Origin of the sequence: Hymenobacter convexus (assembly GCF_030580955.1) — a bacterium.
Lineage (GTDB): Bacteria > Bacteroidota > Bacteroidia > Cytophagales > Hymenobacteraceae > Hymenobacter.
Genome location: NZ_JAUQON010000002.1, coordinates 541049 through 560182 on the forward strand (window position 1 = coordinate 541049; position 19134 = coordinate 560182).

Consider the following 19134-nt stretch of genomic DNA (forward strand, 5'->3'; position numbering starts at 1 on the left):
GACGCACATCTCCATGGCCGTTGCCGACCCTTCTACTGTGTTTCCGCTGGCCGGATACGAGCGGCTTTGTTTCCTGAAAAACGTGGTCGACCACCCGCAGATTACCGTGGGCGACTACACGTATTACGACGATTTCGAGGACGTTGCCAACTTCCAGCGGCGGGTGCGCTACCTGTTCGATTTCACCGGCGACCACCTGCACATCGGTAAGTTCTGCATGCTGGCCTCGGGCGTGGAGTTCATCATGAACGGCGCTAATCACCTGGTTGAGGCCGTGACTGCCTATCCCTTCGCCGTATTCGGCGGCGATTGGGCCGGGGCCATGGCCGGCAAAGCCTACCCGAGCAAGGGCGATACCACCGTGGGTAATGATGTTTGGATGGGCTATCGGGCCACCATCATGCCGGGCGTGAGCATCGGCCACGGGACCATCATCGGGGCCTGCGCCGTGGTCACGCGCGACGTGCCGCCTTACGCCATTGTGGGTGGCAATCCGGCCCGCATCATCCGCATGCGTTTCGATGCCGATACCGTGGCCCGCTTGCTGGCCCTGGCGTGGTGGGACTGGCCCATTGAGAAAATTACCCGTTTTGCCCCGCTACTAACGGGCAATGTAGCCGCTTTTCTGGCGGCGGCCGAGGTGTAGCACACGCTTCAGCTTGTGCTAACTTCCATCAGCGCCGGGCCGATGTGCCGCACGATATCACCCGCCACCAGCCCGGCTTGCCCGGTTTGGGCGGCGGCTAAGTCGCCGGCCCGGCCGTGGGCGTACACGCCCAGCCGCACCGCTTCGAAGGCCAACAACTGCGCATGGGCGCGCAGGGCCAGCAACAGGCCCGTGAGCACGTCGCCGCTGCCGCCGGCGGCCATGCCGGCGTTGCCGGTGCTGTTGAAGTGCAGCTCGCCGGTGGGCGTGGCCAGGCAGGTGTAGGCGCCCTTCAGCACCACCAGGCACTGGTGCTCTTGGGCGAAGTCGCGCAGCAGCTCCAAGCGGTGGTAGTCGTCGCGGGCCGGCTCGGTGAGGCGCTCGAACTCTTTGGGGTGGGGGGTAAGAACGGTATTTTCGGGCAGCAGCTTGAGCAGCGCGCGGTGGCTGCCCAGCAGGTTCAGCGCGTCGGCATCGATGACGAGCGGGAGCGGCTGGCCGGTTTTATCTAATGGCCGGGCCGCGGCTTTCAGCAGCTTGCGCAGCACGGCGAGGCTGGCCGCTTCCTGCCCCAGGCCGGGGCCAATGCCCACGGCCTGGTAGGGTTTTAGGTCCGGCAATTCACTGATGAAATCGGCCTGCTTATCCGTCAGGCACATAGCTTCGGGCTGGCTGATTTGGAAGATGTTGTAGCCACAGCCGGGGATGTGGGCCGTGAGCAGCCCCACGCCGCCGCGCAGGCAGGCCCCCGCCGAGAGCACCGCCGCACCCATCTTGCCCCGGCTGCCGGCCAGCAACAGCGCGTGCCCAAAGGTGCCCTTATGACTGAACTTGGGGCGCGGAGGGAGCGCGCCGGCCACGGCGGCGGCATCGGTGTAGTGCCAGGGCGTGGCCGCTTCGGCAATGAAGCTCGCGCTCAAACCAATATCCTCGACGTGCCATTCGCCCACGTATTCGGCGTTTTGCGGCAGCAGGAAAGCCAGCTTGGGCAGGCCGAAGCTGACGGTGTAGTGCGCCCGCACCACGGAGCTGTCGGCCGGCTGGGGTGCATCGGCGAAGAGGCCGCTGGGCAGGTCGATGGCCACGACGCGGGCTTGGGACGCGTTGAGGTGTTGCACAATTTTGGCGGCCAGACCGGTAAGCGGCCGGCTCAGTCCGGTGCCGAACAGGGCGTCAATTACCAGCGTATCGGCGGGGATTTCCGGTAGCTGGACTGCTTCGATTTCAGTCACGGGCACGGCGTGGGGCAGCCGCTGGCGGTTGTGCTGCCAGTCGGCCGACTGCTTGTCGGCCGGCAGCAGGGCCACACGCACGGCATAGCGCGCCTGCAGTAGCAGCCTGGCCACTGCCAGGCCATCGCCGCCGTTGTTGCCGGGGCCGCAAAGGATTAGGATTTCATCGGTTTTGGCGGGCGTGAAGTGACCAGTGAACCACTGTACAAAAACTGTGGCGGCACGCTCCATCAACTCCGTTGAAAGCAGATGTTGCTCCTGCATAGTGGCCTGGTCGAGTTGGCGGGTTTGGGCGGCGGAGAGAATTTTCATAATGAGTGCGGTACGCTTTAGCTTGCCGAAAAACCTTCGGCAAACCCGATTTTTAACATGCAGGAAACCACGAGCGTCTTCATCGTGCCCGGCCTGGGCAGCTCCGGCCCCGACCATTGGCAAACCTACTTCGAACGCCAACATCCGGCCTTTACGCGAATTGAGCAGCGCGAGTGGGACGTGCCCGACCGGGCCGAGTGGGTGGCCCGCCTCGAAGACGCCCTCGACGGTGAAGACCTGAGCCAGGTGGTGCTGGTGGGCCACAGCCTGGGCTGCGTCACCATCGCGCACTGGGCCGGGCAATACGGCCACCGCATCAAGGGGGCGCTGCTGGTGGCACCCAGCGACGTGGACACGGCCCACTACGCCGCCTTTCCCACCACCGGCTTCGGCCCCATGCCGATGGCCCGGCTGCCGTTCCCGAGCAAGGTGGTGTTCAGCCAGAACGACGAATGGATGACGCCCGCCCGCGCCCGGCAGTTTGCCGAGGCCTGGGGCAGCGAGCTGGTGGACCTCGGCGCGGCCGGCCACATCAACACGGCCAGCGGCTATGGCGCGTGGCCGGCCGGGCTGGAGTTGCTGCGCGAGTGGCTGTAAGGAAAAGGCACGGCGGTGCGTCTACCCGGGGCGGCCGAAAACCTCCCGGGGCCGGCCGCGTTTACCTTATTCCTACCTCAAATCCGCCGATATGCAAACCTGGAACGACGTCATCCGCCTCGCCAACCATCCCATTCCCTCGCCCCGCCGCGTGGAGAAAACGCCCGCCGAGTGGCGCGCCCAACTCACGCCCGAGCAGTACCACGTCACCCGTGAGCACGGCACCGAGCGCGCCTTCACCGGCGAATACTGCGAGGCCCACGAAGCCGGCCTTTACGCCTGCGTGTGCTGCGGCACCCCGCTCTACGACTCGCGCACGAAGTTCGAATCGGGCACCGGCTGGCCCAGCTTCACGCAGCCCGTCGATGAAAGCGCCATCCGCTACAAGAAGGACACCAGCTACGGCATGACCCGCGTGGAAGTGCTCTGCAACGTGTGCGACGCCCACCAGGGCCACGTTTTCCCCGATGGCCCGGCGCCCAGCGGTTTGCGCCTGTGCATCAACTCGGCCAGCATCAAGCTGGTGACGGAAGCGGAGAAACAGCCCGCTGCTTAGGTCGCATCTGCGTAAGCGCAGAGCCCAGAACGTCATGCTGAGCGCAGCCGAAGCATCTCTCCCGCAATAGTAAACGAATTACTCGCGCGGTAGAGATGCTTCGGCTGCGCTCGGCATGACGTTCTACTGGGGACCGTTCTACTTTTACGCTTCGCTAGCGCTATCCACCACCTCAATCCCACCCGCCATGTCTTTGCTATTTAATGATTTTGCCTCCTGGGGCGCCCACTGCGCCGAAACTGGCGAGCCGCTTTACCAACCCGTGCTGGCCTACGAAATTGAGCAGAAGGGCCGCACCGAAGACGAAATCTGGGCGGGCCTGCAGCGGGCCTACGATGTGATGCGCGACGCCGTGCACGAGGGCCTGACCGGCAACATGACCTCGCGCTCGGGCATGATAAACAACGGCGCCAAGAAAATTGCCGCCTCGCCCGTTACCGTGCTGTCGCCGGAGTTCAAGCAGCTCATTACCCGGGCGTTGGGGGCTAAAGAAGTGAACTCCTGCATGGGCCGCGTGGTGGCTGCGCCCACGGCCGGTGCTTCGGGCATTTTGCCCGGCGTGCTCGTCACCATCCAGGATTTGCACAAGCTGAGCGACCGCCAGATTTTGGAGGGTCTGCTCGTGGCGGCCGGCATTGCCCTCATCATTGAGCAAAACGCCTCGCTGGCCGGGGCCGTGGGCGGCTGCCAGGCCGAAACCGGCTCGGCCGCCGCCATGGGCAGCGGGGCCATTGTGTACTGCCTGGGCGGGCCGGTGGAGCAGGTTTTTGCCGCCGTAGCCGTCACCATTCAGTGCATGCTCGGGCTGGTGTGCGACCCCGTAGCCGGCCTCGTGGAAGTGCCCTGCGTGGTGCGCAACGCCTCGGCGGCGGCCATTGCCTTTTCGTCGGCCCAGATTGCCATCGCCGGCATCGACCCGGTGATTCCCGTCGACCAGTGTGTGGCGGCCCTCGGCGAAGTGGGCCAGGCCATGGAAACCCGCTACAAGGAAACCGCCCTCGGCGGCCTGGCCGCCACCAAGCGCGGCAAGGAAATCGAGAAAATGGTGCTGGTGCAGGACGTCAACATCCTGCCCGACCACGCCGAGGAACTATAGCCAGCCGGCTATTTTACGAAGCGCGCCAGCGCGGCTTCCAGCTCGGCGCCGTGCAGGTTCACGGCCAGAATTTTACCCTGCGGGTCGAGCAGGAAGTTCTGCGGCACGCTGCGAATCCCGTAAAGCTTGGGTACCTCGCCGCCAGGGCCATGCAGGTCCGCTACCTGCGTCCAGGGCAGGTGGTCGTCGGCAATGGCTTTCACCCACTTATCGCGGTTGTCGTCAATCGACACGCTCAGCACCTCGAAGTTGCGGCCTTTGAAGGCGTTGTAGGTTTTGAGCATGGCAGGGTTTTCGGCGCGGCAGGGCTTGCACCAGCTGGCCCAGAAATCGACCAGCACGTAGCGGCCCCGGTAGTCGGCCAGCGCCACCTTTTTGCCCTCCGGCGTGGGCTGAATGAAGGCCGGAGCCACCGCGCCAATCTGCACGTTTTTAAGTCCCTGTATCATTTCGCCGTAGAAGCGGCCCGGCCGGCTGGCCTTCAGCTCGGGGCTCAGGGCTTCGTACAGCGGCCCTTCGTTGACATACTGGGGTTCCTGCATAAACTGCATCGTCTGCAGCGCGTCCAGGCTTACCCAGGAGGCCGGGTTGGCTTTCACAAAGGCGGCCTGCTGCTGGTACATCGCCTTTTCGGTTGCTTTGTACTCCTGATGTATACGCTCCGCAAAAGCCGGCTCCTTGCGTTGCGCCTCGGTGGCGCGCTGGTATTCAACCCCGTTGGCTTTAATTCGAGCGAAGGCCGGCTGCAGCGCGGCATCCAGGCGCAGGTAGTCGCGGGTGAGCGGCCCGCCCGTGAACTTGGCCAGCGGGAGCGAATCGGAGCCGGTTACCACCACCGGGCCGGGCTCCAGAAACAGTTTCAGGCTGTTGCCCGGCAGCCGTTGCGGGTTGGGCTGGCGGCCGTTGCGCACCAATACCAACTGCCCCCGTTCGGGCATTTCGGTATGGCCTTTCAGCTCAAAAGCGCCGTTTTTAAGCGTGGCCGAATCCAGTATCTCGGAGCCCCGCAACAGGTATACCCGGGCCGGCGCGTTGAGCTGGCCCACGCGGCCCTTCACGACGAAGGGCGACGAAGGCGTTTGAGCAGGGGCCAGGCCCGGGGCCAGTAGCAGGGCAGCAAGTAATAACTTCATCATAAAGGTGGGTTTGGGAAAAGATGACCGCAACGAAAGGTAAATCAACCGACTGGCTTTGGCCATTGGCGCTTCACAGGCAACGCGTTGCCCGTTCTAATTATTGGCCCGGTGCGTCAATCAAGTAACTACCAAAAACAAAAAAGCCCCGCCGACAATGCCAGCGGGGCTTTTCAATGGACTGCAACCCGCGCTATTCGCGCACGATGCGGCGCACGTCGGTGCCGCCTTCGGTGGTCACGCGCAGCGTGTACACGCCGGTAGCCGCGGCCGAGAGGTTGAGCTGCGTCTGAGCCTGGCCGGCGGCCACGTTTTGGGTGAGTACCTCGCGGCCGAGGGCATCAAACACGCTCAACTGCACGGCTTTGGAGTAGCCTTTGAACTGCAGGGTCAGCATGCCGTCGGCCGTGGGGTTCGGGAACAAGGTCAGTGCCGAGCCCGCCAGCGCCTTCGTCGTGCCCGTGATGGTCACCGGCGTGGAAGCGGCCGACTGGCAGCCGCCCGTGGTGGTGATGAAGCGCACCGAATAACCGGTGGGCGTGGTGGTGCCCGTAGCGGTGTAGGTCTGGTTGGTAGCGCCGGGGATGGCCGTGCTGCCCTGGTACCACTGGTAGGTGGTGCCGGCGGGCGCCGCGCTGCTCGTGAACAGGGCCGTGCTGCTGGTGGGGTAGCTCACCGTCACGGTGGGCGTAGCCGGCAGCTGAGTCACCGTCACGGCGATGGGCGTGCGGGTGGCGGCTACACAGGCAGTGCTCAGCGTAATGTTGTAGAAGTAGTAATAAGCCGAGTTCGGCGTCCCGTTCAAGCCACCCGTGATGCTGAAGTTGCCGCTGGGCGAGGTGAAGGGGAAGACCACCCCGGTGGGCAGCGGGTTTTCGCGCAGCAGGTCGGTGAGGCCAGTGTAGGCTTTCACCACCAGCTGGTAGCCGGTGCCAGCGCTGGGCACGGCCAGGTTCAGCTGCACAGTAACAGGCGTGGTGGCACCCGAGCCCGTGACGCTGATGGCCGACGTGGCGGCAATTTCAGTGCCCGCGCTGTTGCGCAGCGCGAAGGTGAGGGTGCCCGTGCCCACGGGGTAAATCACGGCCGACTGAATGGTGAGGCCCGTGGTGGTGCTGAACACCAGCCCGGTATCGATGCCGAGGAAGCCCGCGGTTACGGTGGGCGCGGGGCGGCCGCCAATCTCCGACGAGCCGGTGGAAGCTTCTACGTAGTAGGTGGTCGAGGCAACAAGGGGCGTGGTCGTCAGCGTGGTGGTGGTGCCGGCCGTGGTGGCACCGGTGAGGGCCGTGCCACCCGTGGCCGCAGTGTAGAACTGCACCGTGGTGCCGGCCGGGGCACTGGCCGTGAGGGTGGCCGTGCTGCCCGCGCAAACGGATACCGGCGCCGGGGTGCCGGTCAGCTGCGGGTTGTTCACGGTCACGGTCACCACGTTCGACGTCACTACCGTGGTGCCGCAGGTTACTTGGGCGCGGTAGTAGGTGGTGCTGTTGATGACCGGCGTGGTGTAGCTGGCCGAGTTAGCCCCCGTAATGTTGGTAAACGTGCCCGTGGCGCTGGTGCTGCTCTGCAGCTGGATAGCGCCGTTGAGGGCGCCGGCTAGGCTAAGGACCGCGGTGCCCGAGTTGCACAGCGAAGCCACCGACGACGAGAGCGTGCCCGCCACCGGTGCCGCCACCGTAATGGTGGGGCTGGGCGTCAGGGTGTTGTTGGCGGTGTTGCCGTCGCCGGTCACGCTCGCCGTGATGGCGAACGAGTAGGTGCCCAGCGTGGCCAGGTTCACCGTGGTGCCCGTGCCGGTGAGCGGTACGCTCAGCGTGGCGCCCGAGGCCAGCGTACCGGTGCTCAGGGTGTAGTTGAGCGTCTGGGTTGCTACGCCGGTGGGGCCCGTCACCACCACCGTGATGGTAGCGGGCGTGGTGGCAAAGTTGAGCGCCGAAGCGCCGGCGTTGCGGATGCTCACCGTCACGGCTTCGGCCGAGCCAAAGCAGGCGCCACCGGTGGCGGCCGTGGCCGGAGCTACCAGGCCCGCGGCGGCAATATCCGTCCCAACGGGCGCAAATTCGTCGGCCCCGATGTCCGGCGTAGTAGCCGAGCGGGGGTCGCCGTCAATGTCCACCGTTACGCTGGCAATGGCCGTGCCCACGTTGTTCAGCGCCGCCGAGTTCACGTGCAGGTCGGTGACTGATGCGAACAGCGGGTCAACGCTTATCGAGTTGGCGTCTTTGCCCGTGGCCGTTTGCAGGGCCGCCAACGTGGCGGCATCAGCGCCGAGGTAGCCCAGCACGCCCTGGGTGCCCGTTACAAAGTAGTCGTTGTAGTTGAGCTGCGTGAACGCCGTATTGGCCGCGGCCGAATAGAAGGCGTAGCTTTTGGACGTGGCCGTGGTGCTGTTCACGATGCCGTTGCTGAAGATGTTGTTCCGGATGTCCAGCGCCGTCGATGCCGACCCCACGTAGAGGGCCGCCGACAGGTCGGCTCCCGCGCGGGTGTAGGTACCGGTCAGGTTTACCGAGTTGTAGTACACGTTCACACCGCCCAGGGTGCCGCCCGTGCCCAGGCGAATGCCAACGTTCGCATCGCTGGTAAGCGCAGTCCAGCCCGAAGCCGCGGTAATCTGAATAAAGTTGTTGGCAACAAGAACGTTGCTGGTAGCCGAGCCGGTTTGTACGTCAACGCCTTTGCCGCCATAGCCGCTGGCGCTGCTGGCGCTCAGGCCCGTCAGCACGTTGCGCGTGATGGTAGCGCCCGTCGAGCCCGCGCCAAGTGCAATGCCCGTGGCATTACCACCCGTGGAGCTCACATTCAGCACCGTGTTCTGGCTGATGAGTGCGCCAGTGGCGCCCGTCAGGCTGAGGGCAATGGGGGAACCCGTGCCGCTGATATTTTGAACCGTGTTCAGCGTTATGCTGGGGCTCACGGCGTTGTTTACCAACATGCCGACGTTGCCCAGGCTGGACGCGCCGCTGGTGGTACTGCCCAGCGTGTTGCCCGTAATCACGACCCCATCGGTGCCACCCGCCGATACGGCGGCCGTACCCAATACGAAAATGCCGGAGAAGGACGAGGCGATGCTGTTGTTCTGAATCGTTAGGTTGTCGTTGTCGGCCCCGGTCGAGCCGAGGGTGGTGCCGCCCACTACAATGCCCACCCCGGCGCTGGATGACGGGCCGGTGATGTTCAGGTTGCGAATGACGTTGTTCGTTGCGCCGGCGCCGGCGCCGAGGCTGGCCAGTTGAATGGCCGCCACTCCGGCTGTGCTGCTGGTTGTCAGCGTCAGGTTGCGGGTAGTGCCAGCGGAAGTGTTCGAACCGTTGATGGTAATGTAGTCGGCGCCGTTGAGCAACAGCACGCCGCCACCCGTCGAAGGGGCTGTCACCGTAGCCGGGGCGGTTATGGTGGCATTCACGCCCGTATTGGGGCTGATGGTGAGCGTGTTGGTGGCCGAAGCCGAGGAGTTGACGCCGAACGTGATGGGGAACGTTTCGGCCGGGCCGTAGGCGTTGTCCAGGAGCAGAAAGGTCACCGCGCCCGCCAGCGTACCCGTGGTGTAGGCAGCGGCGGCGGCCGTTAGGGTGGCGTAGGTGCGCGTGGGCTGGGGCGAAGTGCCGGTGCCCACGTAGTAGGTGCCGCTGAGCGTGGCGCCGGCCAGCGTAGTGAAGGTGCCCGAGCCGGCGGTGCTGCCCTGGCCCTGGCCCAGTGCCACTACCTGCACGGTGTAGCCGGTGTTGGCGGCCAGGCCGGTAAAGGTATAGGTGTAGGTAGTGCCCGTGCCCGTCGTCGTCGTCGAGGGCACAATGGCGGTGGTGGAAGCACCGCCGGCCGTGGGCGTCAGCGTCACGGCAAAGCTGTACTCGTTGGTTGAGTTATCGGTGAACGTAACCGTACTGCCCGTGGTACCGATGGCACTGAACGTGAGGCCCGAAGGCGCCAGTACTGCCCCGCCGGCCGGCGTGAAGGTATACGTCTGGCCGGTTGTCGGCTTGGTGGTGATGGTAGTGGTTTCGGTGGTGGAGCTGGCCGTGGCTGCCGCCGTCAGGTCATTCAACGACAAAAAGTTGCCTGCACCCGTCGCCACTCCCGAAATGCCCACCGAAGCCCCAGAGGTGGTACCGGGGTTGTAGGCCGTCGTTTCGGGCCGGTACACAAACTCAATGTGGCCGTCGGCTTCGTAGAGCTTGGCCTGAAACGAAACCACGGCGGCCGTGGCCTGGTAGTTCCACTTCTCATTAATCCACTCCACCGTCAGCACCCGGCTGCCAGCCGTGCCCGTGGTGGCATACGTGATGTCGGAGGTGGTGGTCAGCTGCAAGTCGTCCCAGAGCGGAGCGATGAAGGGCCGCACGCCCGTGCCCGTGCTCAGGTTGTTGGTGGCGTTGGAGCTCACCTGACCGCCCAGGCCCAAAAAGCCATTGGTGCTGGCCGAAAAGGTAGTATAAACCGAGCCGTTGTAAACGAAGTTGAACCCAATCGGCAGCACGGCCGTCGTTCCGTCATCGGTCGACGAGGCCGTGGCCACAGTGCCCCCGCTCAATGCGGTGAACGTGCCCGCGCTGGCCGCGAAGGTGTAGTTGGCCACGCTCTGGGCCTGGGCGCTTAGAGTGCCCAGCAAGGGTAAGGCCAGGGCAAATAATGCCCGGGCCCAGTGCCGCCGGGTGCCAGCCCGGCCGGAGCCGGGAGAATGTAGGGGTATGTGCATAAATGTGTGAAATATGGTGAGGGAAAAAGGTGGTAGACGGCAGGATGAAGCAGGGCCTTGACGGCCCGAATGCGATGTAAATTAGGTATTATTCTCATACGCTGCTAAGATGACTCGCGGCAACCATGGTTTCTGGCATGCCTGCTTTGGCCGGGCAGCGGCCGCATGGCTACCCAATGGCTTAACCCAGGGGTTTGGCTATTGGGTAGCCATGCGGGCAAATGCCGAACAATAGACGGCTTCAATGCGCGCAATTTTCTATAAATGAGAAATTTGATTGCTTGTGATGATGAGCTTGATTCTGTAAGGCCAATGTTGGCAAGTGTTAGTGCATAAGTAATTGACTAAAAACAACCGTCGGGCCGCTGAGCGCCGCCGAAGCACTTCACCCCCAACGTGAATCTGCTTGCTTGCGCAGTGGCAATGCTTCGCCTGCGCCCGGTCCGACGGTCTTCGTTTGATGCCACTACTTTTTGGGGGCGTCCGCCAACGGTGGACCGCCGGTTGTTCCCGCTATTGCACAAAAAAAGCCCCGCCGGCAATGCCAGCGGGGCTTTTCAATGCGAAACCTCGGCGGTTATTCGCGCACCAGGCGGCGGGTTTCCACACCGTTGGCGTTGCTCAGGCGCAGCAGGTACACACCCGTGGCCATCCCCGACAAGTCGAGGGCGTGGGTGGTGGTGCCGTTGTTGGCGGGCAGCACTTCGCTGGCCACCACACGGCCCAGCGCGTCAAGCACCGAAAGCTGCGTCACCACGCGGTAGCCCGTCAGCTCCAGCGTCACCTGGCCGGTGGGCGTGGGGTTGGGGTACAGGCGCAGGCTGCTGCCGGCAATACCGCTCTTCGCCGACGTCACCACCAGCGGGTTGGACGGCAGCGAGACGCAGCCATTGGCGTTGGTGGTGGTCACGGTGTAGGAACCCAGTTGCGAGGGCAGGCCGGTGAGCACCAGGGTCTGGCCGGTGGCGCCGGTCACCGGGTTCGGACCCAGGTACCACTGGTTGCCGGTGGTGGCGCTCGAAGTGAGCGTGGTGGTCGTGCCGTTATACGTCGCCGTGATGGTGGGCGTGGCCGGGCGCGGGTTCACCGTGAAGGTCGTCGTGGCCGTGGCTGCTGCGCAACCGCCGCTGGCGGCCACCGTGTTGGTCACGGTGTAAGTGCCCGCCGTCGAAGACGAAAGCGTGATGGCGCCCGTCGTCGCGTCAATCGTCAGGCCGGTGGTCGAGCTGAACGTGCCGGCCGAAGCGCCGGTGCCCAGCGTGGGCGTCACAGCCGTCGTCGAGCCCACGCAGCCGGCCGAAGTGGCGTAGCTGAACGTGGCTGCCGGAGCCGCCGTGATGGTTACGCTGGCCGTAGCCGTAGCCGCCGCGCAACCGCCACTGGCGGCCACCGTGTTGGTCACGGTGTAGGTGCCGGGCGTCGAAGACGACAGGGTAATAGCGCCGGTGGTGGCGTTAATGGTCAGGCCCGTGGTCGAGGTGAACGTACCCGCCGTGGCGCCCGTGCCCAGCGTGGCAACCGGGTTGGTGGTGCCGCTCACGCAGAAGGTGGGCGTACCCGTGCCGTAGCTGAAGGTAGCCAGCGGCGCTGCCGTGATGGTTACGCTGGTGGTGGCCGTCGTGGCCGCGCAGCCGCCCGCAGCGGCCACCGTGTTGGTCACGGTGTAGGTGCCAGGCGTAGAGGTGCTGAGCGTGATGGCGCCCGTCGTGGCATTAATGGTCAGGCCAGCCGTCGAGCTGAATGTGCCCGCCGTAGCGCCCGTGCCGAGTACCACGGCCGGAGCAGTCGTGCCGCTCACGCAGAACGTGGGCGAAGCACCGTAGCCGAACGTAGCCACCGGAGCCGCCGTGATGGTCACCTGCGCCGTGGCCGTGGCGGCGGCGCAGCCGCTGCCGGCAGCAATGACGTTGGTCACGGTGTAGGTGCCGGGCGTCGAGGACGACAAGGTAATCGCACCAGTCGTGGCGTTAATGGTCAGGCCCGTGGTGGAGCTGAACGTGCCCGCGCTGGCGCCCGCGCCGAAGGTGGGCGCCGGGTTGGTGGTGCCGCTCACGCAGAAGGTGGGCGTACCCGTGCCGTAGCTGAAGGTAGCCACCGGCGCCGCCGTAATCGTGACCGACTGCGTGCTGCTGGTGCCGCAGGCGCCGGCCACGGTGTAGGTCACCACGTAGGTGCCAGCCGTGCTGCTGCTCAGCGCGATGGCACCCGTAGCAGCGTTAATCGTCAGGCCCGTGGTGGAGCTGAACGTGCCGCCGGTGGTGCCGGTGATGGTGGCTACCGGGTTGGTGCCGCTCAGGCAGAACGTACCGCCCGAGTAGCTAAACGCGGCCGAAGTAGCCGGTGCGATGGTCACGGTAGTGGTAGCCGAAACAGCGGCGCAGGTGCCGCTGGCGGCCACCGTGTTGGTCACGGTGTAAGTGCCCGCCGTCGAGGACGAAAGCGTGATGGCACCCGTCGTCGCGTCAATCGTCAGGCCGGTGGTCGAGCTGAACGTGCCGGCCGTGGCGCCGCTGCCCAGCGTGGGCGAAACGGTGCTGGCGCTGCCCGCGCAGTACGTGGTGGCCGCCGGGTAGCTGAACGTAGCCACCGGCGCCGGGCTGATGCTCAGCGCGAAGCTGGCCGTAGCGGCCGGGCAGGGCGTCGAGCCGCTCGACGTCAGCGTGATGGTGACCGAGCCCGCGGCCACGTCGGCGGCCGAAGGCGTGTAGGTAGCGGTCAGCGTGGTGGCATTGGGGCTGAACGTGCCCGTGCCGCTGCTGGTGTAGGTGCCGCCCGTGGCCGAGCCGCCCACGGCGCCCGCCAGCGTCACGGCCGAGGTGCCGCAGCTGCTGCCGGTGGCCGCTGCGAAGCTGGCCGTGGCCGGCTGCGTCACGTTCACGGCAATGGCCGTGCGGGTGCTATTGGCGCACTCGCTGCTAAGCTGCCAGTTGTAGAAGTAGTAGTAGAAGCCCGATACGCTGGCGCCCGTGATGGAAACGGTACCGCTGGGAGAGGTGAAGGGATACCCCGTGATGTTAGCTCCTGCGTTGTCGCGTAGTACGCCGCCCTGCGTAGCCGAAGGCAGGTACAGGGTATACGCACCGGCCGCTGGCACGGTGTAGTTGAGCGGTACCACGTAGGCGAGAACGCCCGTAGTGGTGTTGGCGGGCACGGCAAAGGCCGTGCTCTGGCCGTTCACTACGGCCCCCGACGTGCTGCTGCCCGTGCGCAGGTCGATGGTCACCGTACCGGCGGCCTGGCCAGCCGCCAGGTACACCGTTACCGACTGAATGGTGGTGGGGGCCGTAGTCGTGAAATAGAGCGCGCCAGCCGTCTGGGCCGTGAGGCCGGTGCTGGTCAGGGCCGTTGGCCCCACGCTTTCGGTGCCGCCCGTGAAGGCCTCGGCGTAGTAGGTAGTATTGGCCGTGAGGGCCGGCGTGGTGTAGCTGCCAGCCGTGGAGGCCAGGGCCGTGCCGCCGGTGGCAGCGCTAAAGAAGCGCACGCTGCTGCCTGCCGAAGCCGTGGCCGTGAGCGTGGCCGTGCTGCCGGCGCAAATAGCCACGGGGCCGTTGGTGCTGGCCACCTGCGGGCTGTTCACCGTGATGGTGCTCACGTTGGTGGTCGCTACTGCGGTGTTGCAGCGCACCTGGGCGCGGTAGTAGGTAGTGGCGTTCAGCACCGGTGTGGTGTAGGTGGCGCTGTTGGCCCCCGCAATGTCGGTGAAGGTGGTGCCGTCGGTGCTGCTCTGGAACTGGATGATGCCGTTGGCCGCACCCGCCACGGTGAGCGTGGCCGTGCCGCTGATGCAGATGCTGGACGCGGCCGGGGCCAGGGCGCCCACTACCGGCGCCGCTACCGTGCGGGTCACGGTGGCCAGGGTGTTGTTGGCCGCGTTCTGGTCGCCCTGCACCGTGGCCGTGATGGCAAACGAGTAAGCGCCGGCCGTGCTCATGTTGAGCGTGTTGCTGGTCGAGATGTTGACGGTCGCGCCCGAGGCCAGCGTGCCGGTGCTGAGCGTGCCGGTCAGGGTCTGGGTAGCGCCGCCGGGCAGCGTCACCAGCACCGTTATGGTGGCCGGGTTGGCAGCGAAATCAATCTGGCCGGCCCCGGAGTTGCGAATGCTCACGGTCACGGCTTCGGCCGTGCCATAGCAGGTGCTGGTGGCAGCCGGGGCCACGAGGGCCACCGCAGTTACGTCGGTGGTAACGGGCGTAAACTCGTCGGCGCCAATGTCGGGCGTCGTCGTGCTGCGGGCCTGGTTGTCGATGTCCACCGTCACGCTGGCGATGGGCGTGCCGGCGTTGTTGAGGGCCGGCGAAGAGCTGTGCAGGTCGGTGGTCGACACGAACTGCGGCTCCACGCTTAGCGAGTTGGCATCCTGCCCGAAGCCGGTGGTGGCGTTCTGGAAGGTGTTGGCCGTGGTGGCCGGCCCAAGGGCGACCAGGTCGGTCGTGGCCGTGCCCGAAGAGCCGGAGCCGGCCAGGTTGCCCAGCACGCCCTGCGTGCCGGCCACGTAGTAGTCGTTGTAGTTCAGCGTGGTGTAGGCCGTGCGGGCCGCCGTGCTGTAGAAGGCATACGACTTGGGTGTACCCGTGCTGGTGCTCACGCTCGTGTTGCTGAACACGTTGTTGCGAATGTCAAGCGCCGTCACGCCCGTGGCCACGTAAATGGCCGCCGATACGTCGTTGCTGGTGGTGGTGCGGGTATTGGTGCCCGTTAGGCTCACCGAGTTGTGGTACAGGCTCACGCCGCCGGTGGTGCCCAGCAGGCGAATGCCCGCCACGCCGTCGTTGGTGAGCGAGGTCCAGCCCGCGCCGTTGATGCCGGCCACGAAGTTGTTGCTCAGGCGCAGGTTGCTGGTGGCCGAGCCGGTGTTCACGTCGATGCCGTGGCCGCCGTAGGTGTCGGTGTAGCTGGCCACGTTCAGAATGCGGTTGCGGTCTACCACGCCACTGAAGCCGGTGCCCAGGTTCAGGCCTAGGGCATCGAAGCTGCCCGCGCTCACGAGCACGCCGTTCACGGTGTTGCCCGTCACGGTGGCGCCGCTCACGCCGGTGGGGAAGTTCATCCCGATGGTCAGGCCCACGGCGGCCGTAGCGCCGAGGCCGATGTTCTGCACCGTATTGTTGGTGACGCTGGGGCTCACCGCGTTGGCGATGAACGTGCCAATGATGCCCACGTTGCTGGTGCCGCTGGTGGCGCCCCCAATCACGTTGTCGGCCAGCACCAGCCCGTCGGTACCGCCGGCCGATACGGCCGCCGTGCCGCCCACGTAGATGCCGATGTAGGCCCGCTGGATGCTGTTGTTCTGAATGACTAGGTTGTCGTTGTCGGCCCCCGTGGAGCCGGCTGCGGCGCCACCGGCCGCAATGCCGATGCCGCTGGTGGTGGCTTGCGCCAGCAGGTTGAGGTTGCGCAGGGCGTTGTTGGTGGCCCCGGCGCTGGTGCCGGCTATTACCTGCACCACGGCGCCGCCGCTGCCGTTGTTGGTCAGCGTCAGGTCGCGGGTGGTGCCGGTGCCGTTCAGGGCGCCGTTCAGCGTCACGTAGCTGGCGCCGTTCAGCTGAATAAGCGCTGTGGTGCTGCTGCCGGTCACGGCCGACGTCACGGCCGGCTGAATGGTGAGCGTATTGGTGGCGCTGGCCGTCGTGTTGGCGTTAAAAGCAATCGGGAAGGTTTCGCCGGTGCTGTAGGAGGCGTCGCGCAGCACAAACGTTACGGCGCTGGCCAGTGGCCGGCCGCTGTAGGCCGCCGCGGCGGCGGTCAGCGTTGCAAACTCCTTGGTGGGGTCGGGTGACGAGCCCACCGTGGCCGTGATGTAGTAGGTGCCGCTCAGCGGGCCCAGGATGAGGCGCGAGCCGGCGGCCCCGCTCAGCGTGGGCGTGAAGGTGGTGCCGCTCACGTTCACGGCCGTGGCCGTGGTGGCTACGGTGGCGCCCACCGTGGCCGTGGCCGGAATGTCGTAGGTCAGGAAGTAATAGTTGCTGCCCGCCAGCAGCGTCGCGGGCGTGGTCAGCGTCAGGGTGAAAGTGGGCGAGGCCAGGGTGCCCGTGGTGGGCACCAGCGTGGCCGTGGCCAGCGAGAAGGTGCTGCTGGCCGACACGTAGAGCCGCGGGTTGCTGATGTTGCTCAGGCTGGTGCTGCCCACGTTGAAGGTGGCGCTGTTGAGCGCGGCCCCGGCCGCCTGGCCCGTGGTGTTCACCACCAAGCCCAGCACTTGCTGGTTGGTCTGGCTCGGCGCGGTGGTCTGGCTGTTTTGGGTGTAGGCCACGCTCGACACCACGATGGGTATTGCCTGCGTGAAGGTGCCTTCATCGGCCCCGATGTCGGGCGTGGTCGCGTTGCGGGTGTCGCCATCAAAGTCGATGGTGATGCTGGCCAGCGGCTGCGCCCCGCTTTCTATCTGCGTGGGCGTGCCGGCCGCGATGTGCAGGAAAGTGGCCGCCGAGCCGGTAGTGCTGGCAAACGGCGCGTTTTCCGAAATCGACGCCTGGTCGCGGTTGGCCATGAGGGCCTTGAAGCTTGCCAGCGTTTGCTGCGCGTTGGTGGCCGTGGTGGTGCCCTCCACGTAAATGAGGTTCGTGGCCGAGGGCGTGCCGGCGTAGTAAAGGTTGTTGTTGGAAGTGGTGGCGTAGTTGGTGGGCACCGTGCCGGCCGTGCCGCTGCTGCGGCGCAGGGCGGCCGTGTAGCCGCCCGTGCCGGCGGCGGTGCTCGTGTTCACCACCAGGTTGTTGCGGGCGTCCACCGTCGTCGGCGTCGCGCTGAAATACAGGCCCGTGGTGCCGAACGTAGCGCCGGTGCTGCTGGCGTTCAGGTACACCGTGTTGTAGTAGGCGTTGATGGTGGTGCCCGAGCTGAAGTACAGGCCGTTCACCGACAGCAGGCTGGTCGAGGCCGGGGCCGTGAGGTTGCCAATCAGGTTGTTATGCACCAGAATGGTAGTGCCGCCGCCCGTGTAGAGGCCGTACACCAAGCAGGTGCCGCTGCCGGTGGCGCTCAGGTCGTAAATCTTGTTGCGGTAGTAGCTGGGCGTGGTGACCGTGGTGTAGATGCCGTAGATGGTGGCCGCGCCGCTCAGGCTGATGCCGCCTATCACGTTGCCGTAGGCCGCCACCTGCGCAAAGCTCGTGTTGGTCAGGTTCAGGCCGTAAGCCAGGGTACCGGTGCTGCTCAGGCCGGTGATGGTGTTGTTGAAAATCTGCGAGCCGCTGGCCCCATACGAGCAGTTGATGCCGTAGAGCGTGGCGGTGCTGCTCGACGTGATGTTGGTAATCTGGTTGGCCGAATACAGCTGCGTTTCCGACGCGGACGACGTGTTGTAGATGCCGTAGAACGTGCCCGACGTGGCCAGCGTGAAGTTGTTGAACACGTTGCCCGTCAGGGTGTGGGTGCCCGCGCCGCTGCCGTTGTTGTAGTAGCCATACACCGTGCCGCTGCTGCCCGTGCGCACCAGGCCGCTGGCCGTGTTGTTGAGTACGTTGGCTGCCGTAGCGCTGTGGTTATTGTAAATAACGTATGTTGTGCCGGTGGTGGCCAGGTTGAAGTTGCTGAACGTGTTGCCCGTGATGTTGAGCGTAGCCGGGCTGCCCGAATTGAAGATACCGGCCACGTTGCCCGTCGTCGCCGTGAGGTAGCTCACCGTGAACGTGTTATTGGTCAGGTTCACCGTGTTGCTGGCCGGCGTGCTGCCCATCGAGTTTTCCATGCCGTAGGCAACGGAACTGGTTGAGCCGCTGGCGATGGTGACGGTGTTGCCCGTCACGTCTAGGTTGCTCGACGTACCCGTGTTGCAGTAGATGCCGCGCAGCGTGCTCGTGACGGTGCTGGCCGCCACGCTGGTGCTGGCCGTGGCCGAAGTGTAGTTGAGCGTGCTATTAATGGTGTTGCCGATGATGCGCAGCCCGTTCTGGTAGCTGCCCCCCGCGCCCCAGCCCGAAGCCGAGCCGCCGAAGTTGCCCACGGTATTGCCCGTGCCGGCCGTAGTCGAGCCAATCTCGTTGTTCTGGTCGTAGTTGGCGGTGGTGGTGCTGGAGTTGGCGGCGAAGTTGATGCCAATCAGGGCGTTGGTTACCACGTTGCCGTAGATTTTATTGCCCGAGTTGGCCCCGCTGGTGGCTGTGGCGGCCGCCGTGGTGGTGCTGCCGGCCGGGTTGCTCAGGCCCGCAATGCCGATGGTGCCGGCGTTGGTCTTGTTCAGCGTCACCACGCAGTTGCGGATGGTGTTGTTCTGGCAGCCGTCGGTGGCCGAGGGCCGGAACAGGGCATAGCCGAACTCCATCTGGGAGGTGGCGGTGGTGTTGGCGCTGTTTTCCGCCACGTCGATGCCGTTGAAGGTCACGTAGTCGGAGCCGGCCAGCGAAATGATGGCGTCCAGGCCCGTGGTGGTGCCCACCCCGGCCGTGATGACCGGGTTGGCCCCGGCGCCCGACTTCTGGAACACAATGGGGTTGGCGCTGGTGCCGGTGGCCGTGATGGCGCCGGCCGTGGGCGAGGCGAGGGTTTCGGTGTAGCCCGCCGCGATGTTGAACGTGACGCCGCCCGCGCCCACGCCCCCGGTGTTGAGGGCCGTGATGGCCGCCGCCACCGTGGTGTAGTCGCCCGGAATCGTCTTAGTACCAGTGAGCTGCGCGCGCGCCGTGGTGGCGCTCATCAGCGCCAGGAGCGTCACCGCCAGCCACCGGCCTAGCCGGTTGCTTAGAAAAGGTGTGTGCATAGAGGTTTGGAAATAGGTGGGAAAAAAGAGGGTGAAATGAAAAAAAATAGAAAAAGCAAACCGGCATTCTGCAGGCAGACCCGCACAGAAAGGGGGCCTAAATTAGTCATTATTTCAAGCTGTTTATGTTTTAATGTCAAGATGGGCGCATCGCGCAAAAAAAAGCCTTCC

8 protein-coding genes are annotated in these 19134 nt (G+C 65.3%); 4 read left to right on the forward strand and 4 right to left on the reverse strand.

What is annotated here, in order from left to right:
• Positions 1-13: 13 nt before the first annotated feature.
• Positions 14-646 (forward strand): CatB-related O-acetyltransferase, encoded by a 633-nt coding sequence (locus Q4S41_RS05700; protein ID WP_305030138.1) that lies wholly within the window; start codon positions 14-16, stop codon positions 644-646.
• Positions 647-654: 8 nt separating this feature from the next.
• On the opposite strand, the gene Q4S41_RS05705 is transcribed toward Q4S41_RS05700, so the two are convergent.
• Positions 655-2190 carry an NAD(P)H-hydrate dehydratase gene (locus tag Q4S41_RS05705; RefSeq protein WP_305030139.1) on the reverse strand — a complete coding sequence of 512 codons (1536 nt, stop codon included), beginning with the start codon at positions 2188-2190 and terminating at the stop codon, positions 655-657.
• Between the two features lie 57 nt (positions 2191-2247).
• Here Q4S41_RS05705 and Q4S41_RS05710 point away from each other — a divergent pair, with 57 nt between their 5' ends.
• The 3 genes from Q4S41_RS05710 (at position 2248) to sdaAA (ending at position 4439) form a co-directional block, all read left to right on the forward strand.
• Positions 2248-2787 carry an RBBP9/YdeN family alpha/beta hydrolase gene (locus Q4S41_RS05710; protein WP_305030140.1) on the forward strand — a complete coding sequence of 180 codons (540 nt, stop codon included), beginning with the start codon at positions 2248-2250 and terminating at the stop codon, positions 2785-2787.
• 91 nt (positions 2788-2878) lie between these two features.
• Positions 2879-3343 carry a peptide-methionine (R)-S-oxide reductase MsrB gene (msrB, locus tag Q4S41_RS05715; protein WP_305030141.1) on the forward strand — a complete coding sequence of 155 codons (465 nt, stop codon included), beginning with the start codon at positions 2879-2881 and terminating at the stop codon, positions 3341-3343.
• Between the two features lie 187 nt (positions 3344-3530).
• The gene (gene sdaAA / locus Q4S41_RS05720) at positions 3531-4439 is read left to right on the forward strand and encodes an L-serine ammonia-lyase, iron-sulfur-dependent, subunit alpha (protein ID WP_305030142.1); all 909 of its coding nucleotides are present in this window, start codon (positions 3531-3533) and stop codon (positions 4437-4439) included.
• Positions 4440-4447: 8 nt separating this feature from the next.
• Here the strand turns inward: sdaAA and Q4S41_RS05725 are convergent, their stop codons facing one another.
• The 3 genes from Q4S41_RS05725 to Q4S41_RS05735 all read right to left on the reverse strand — a co-directional run bounded on the left by Q4S41_RS05725 (position 4448) and on the right by Q4S41_RS05735 (position 18963).
• Positions 4448-5575, reverse strand: a complete 1128-nt coding sequence (locus Q4S41_RS05725; RefSeq protein WP_305030143.1) for a TlpA disulfide reductase family protein — start codon at positions 5573-5575, stop codon at positions 4448-4450.
• A 190-nt stretch (positions 5576-5765) separates the two neighbouring features.
• A complete protein-coding gene (locus tag Q4S41_RS05730; protein WP_305030144.1) occupies positions 5766-10271 on the reverse strand; it encodes a T9SS type A sorting domain-containing protein in 4506 nt (1501 codons plus the stop codon).
• 577 nt (positions 10272-10848) lie between these two features.
• The gene (locus Q4S41_RS05735) at positions 10849-18963 is read right to left on the reverse strand and encodes a beta strand repeat-containing protein (RefSeq protein WP_305030145.1); all 8115 of its coding nucleotides are present in this window, start codon (positions 18961-18963) and stop codon (positions 10849-10851) included.
• Positions 18964-19134 lie beyond the last annotated feature (171 nt).

What these genes read in the sequence shown, in the direction of transcription:
- Q4S41_RS05700 (WP_305030138.1), top strand. Translation starts at nt 14, where the DNA reads ATGGCCGTTGCCGACCCTTCTACTGTGTTTCCGCTGGCCGGATACGAG.
- Q4S41_RS05705 (WP_305030139.1), bottom strand. Translation starts at nt 2,190, where the DNA reads ATGAAAATTCTCTCCGCCGCCCAAACCCGCCAACTCGACCAGGCCACT.
- Q4S41_RS05710 (WP_305030140.1), top strand. Translation starts at nt 2,248, where the DNA reads ATGCAGGAAACCACGAGCGTCTTCATCGTGCCCGGCCTGGGCAGCTCC.
- msrB (WP_305030141.1), top strand. Translation starts at nt 2,879, where the DNA reads ATGCAAACCTGGAACGACGTCATCCGCCTCGCCAACCATCCCATTCCC.
- sdaAA (WP_305030142.1), top strand. Translation starts at nt 3,531, where the DNA reads ATGTCTTTGCTATTTAATGATTTTGCCTCCTGGGGCGCCCACTGCGCC.
- Q4S41_RS05725 (WP_305030143.1), bottom strand. Translation starts at nt 5,575, where the DNA reads ATGATGAAGTTATTACTTGCTGCCCTGCTACTGGCCCCGGGCCTGGCC.
- Q4S41_RS05730 (WP_305030144.1), bottom strand. Translation starts at nt 10,271, where the DNA reads ATGCACATACCCCTACATTCTCCCGGCTCCGGCCGGGCTGGCACCCGG.
- Q4S41_RS05735 (WP_305030145.1), bottom strand. Translation starts at nt 18,963, where the DNA reads ATGCACACACCTTTTCTAAGCAACCGGCTAGGCCGGTGGCTGGCGGTG.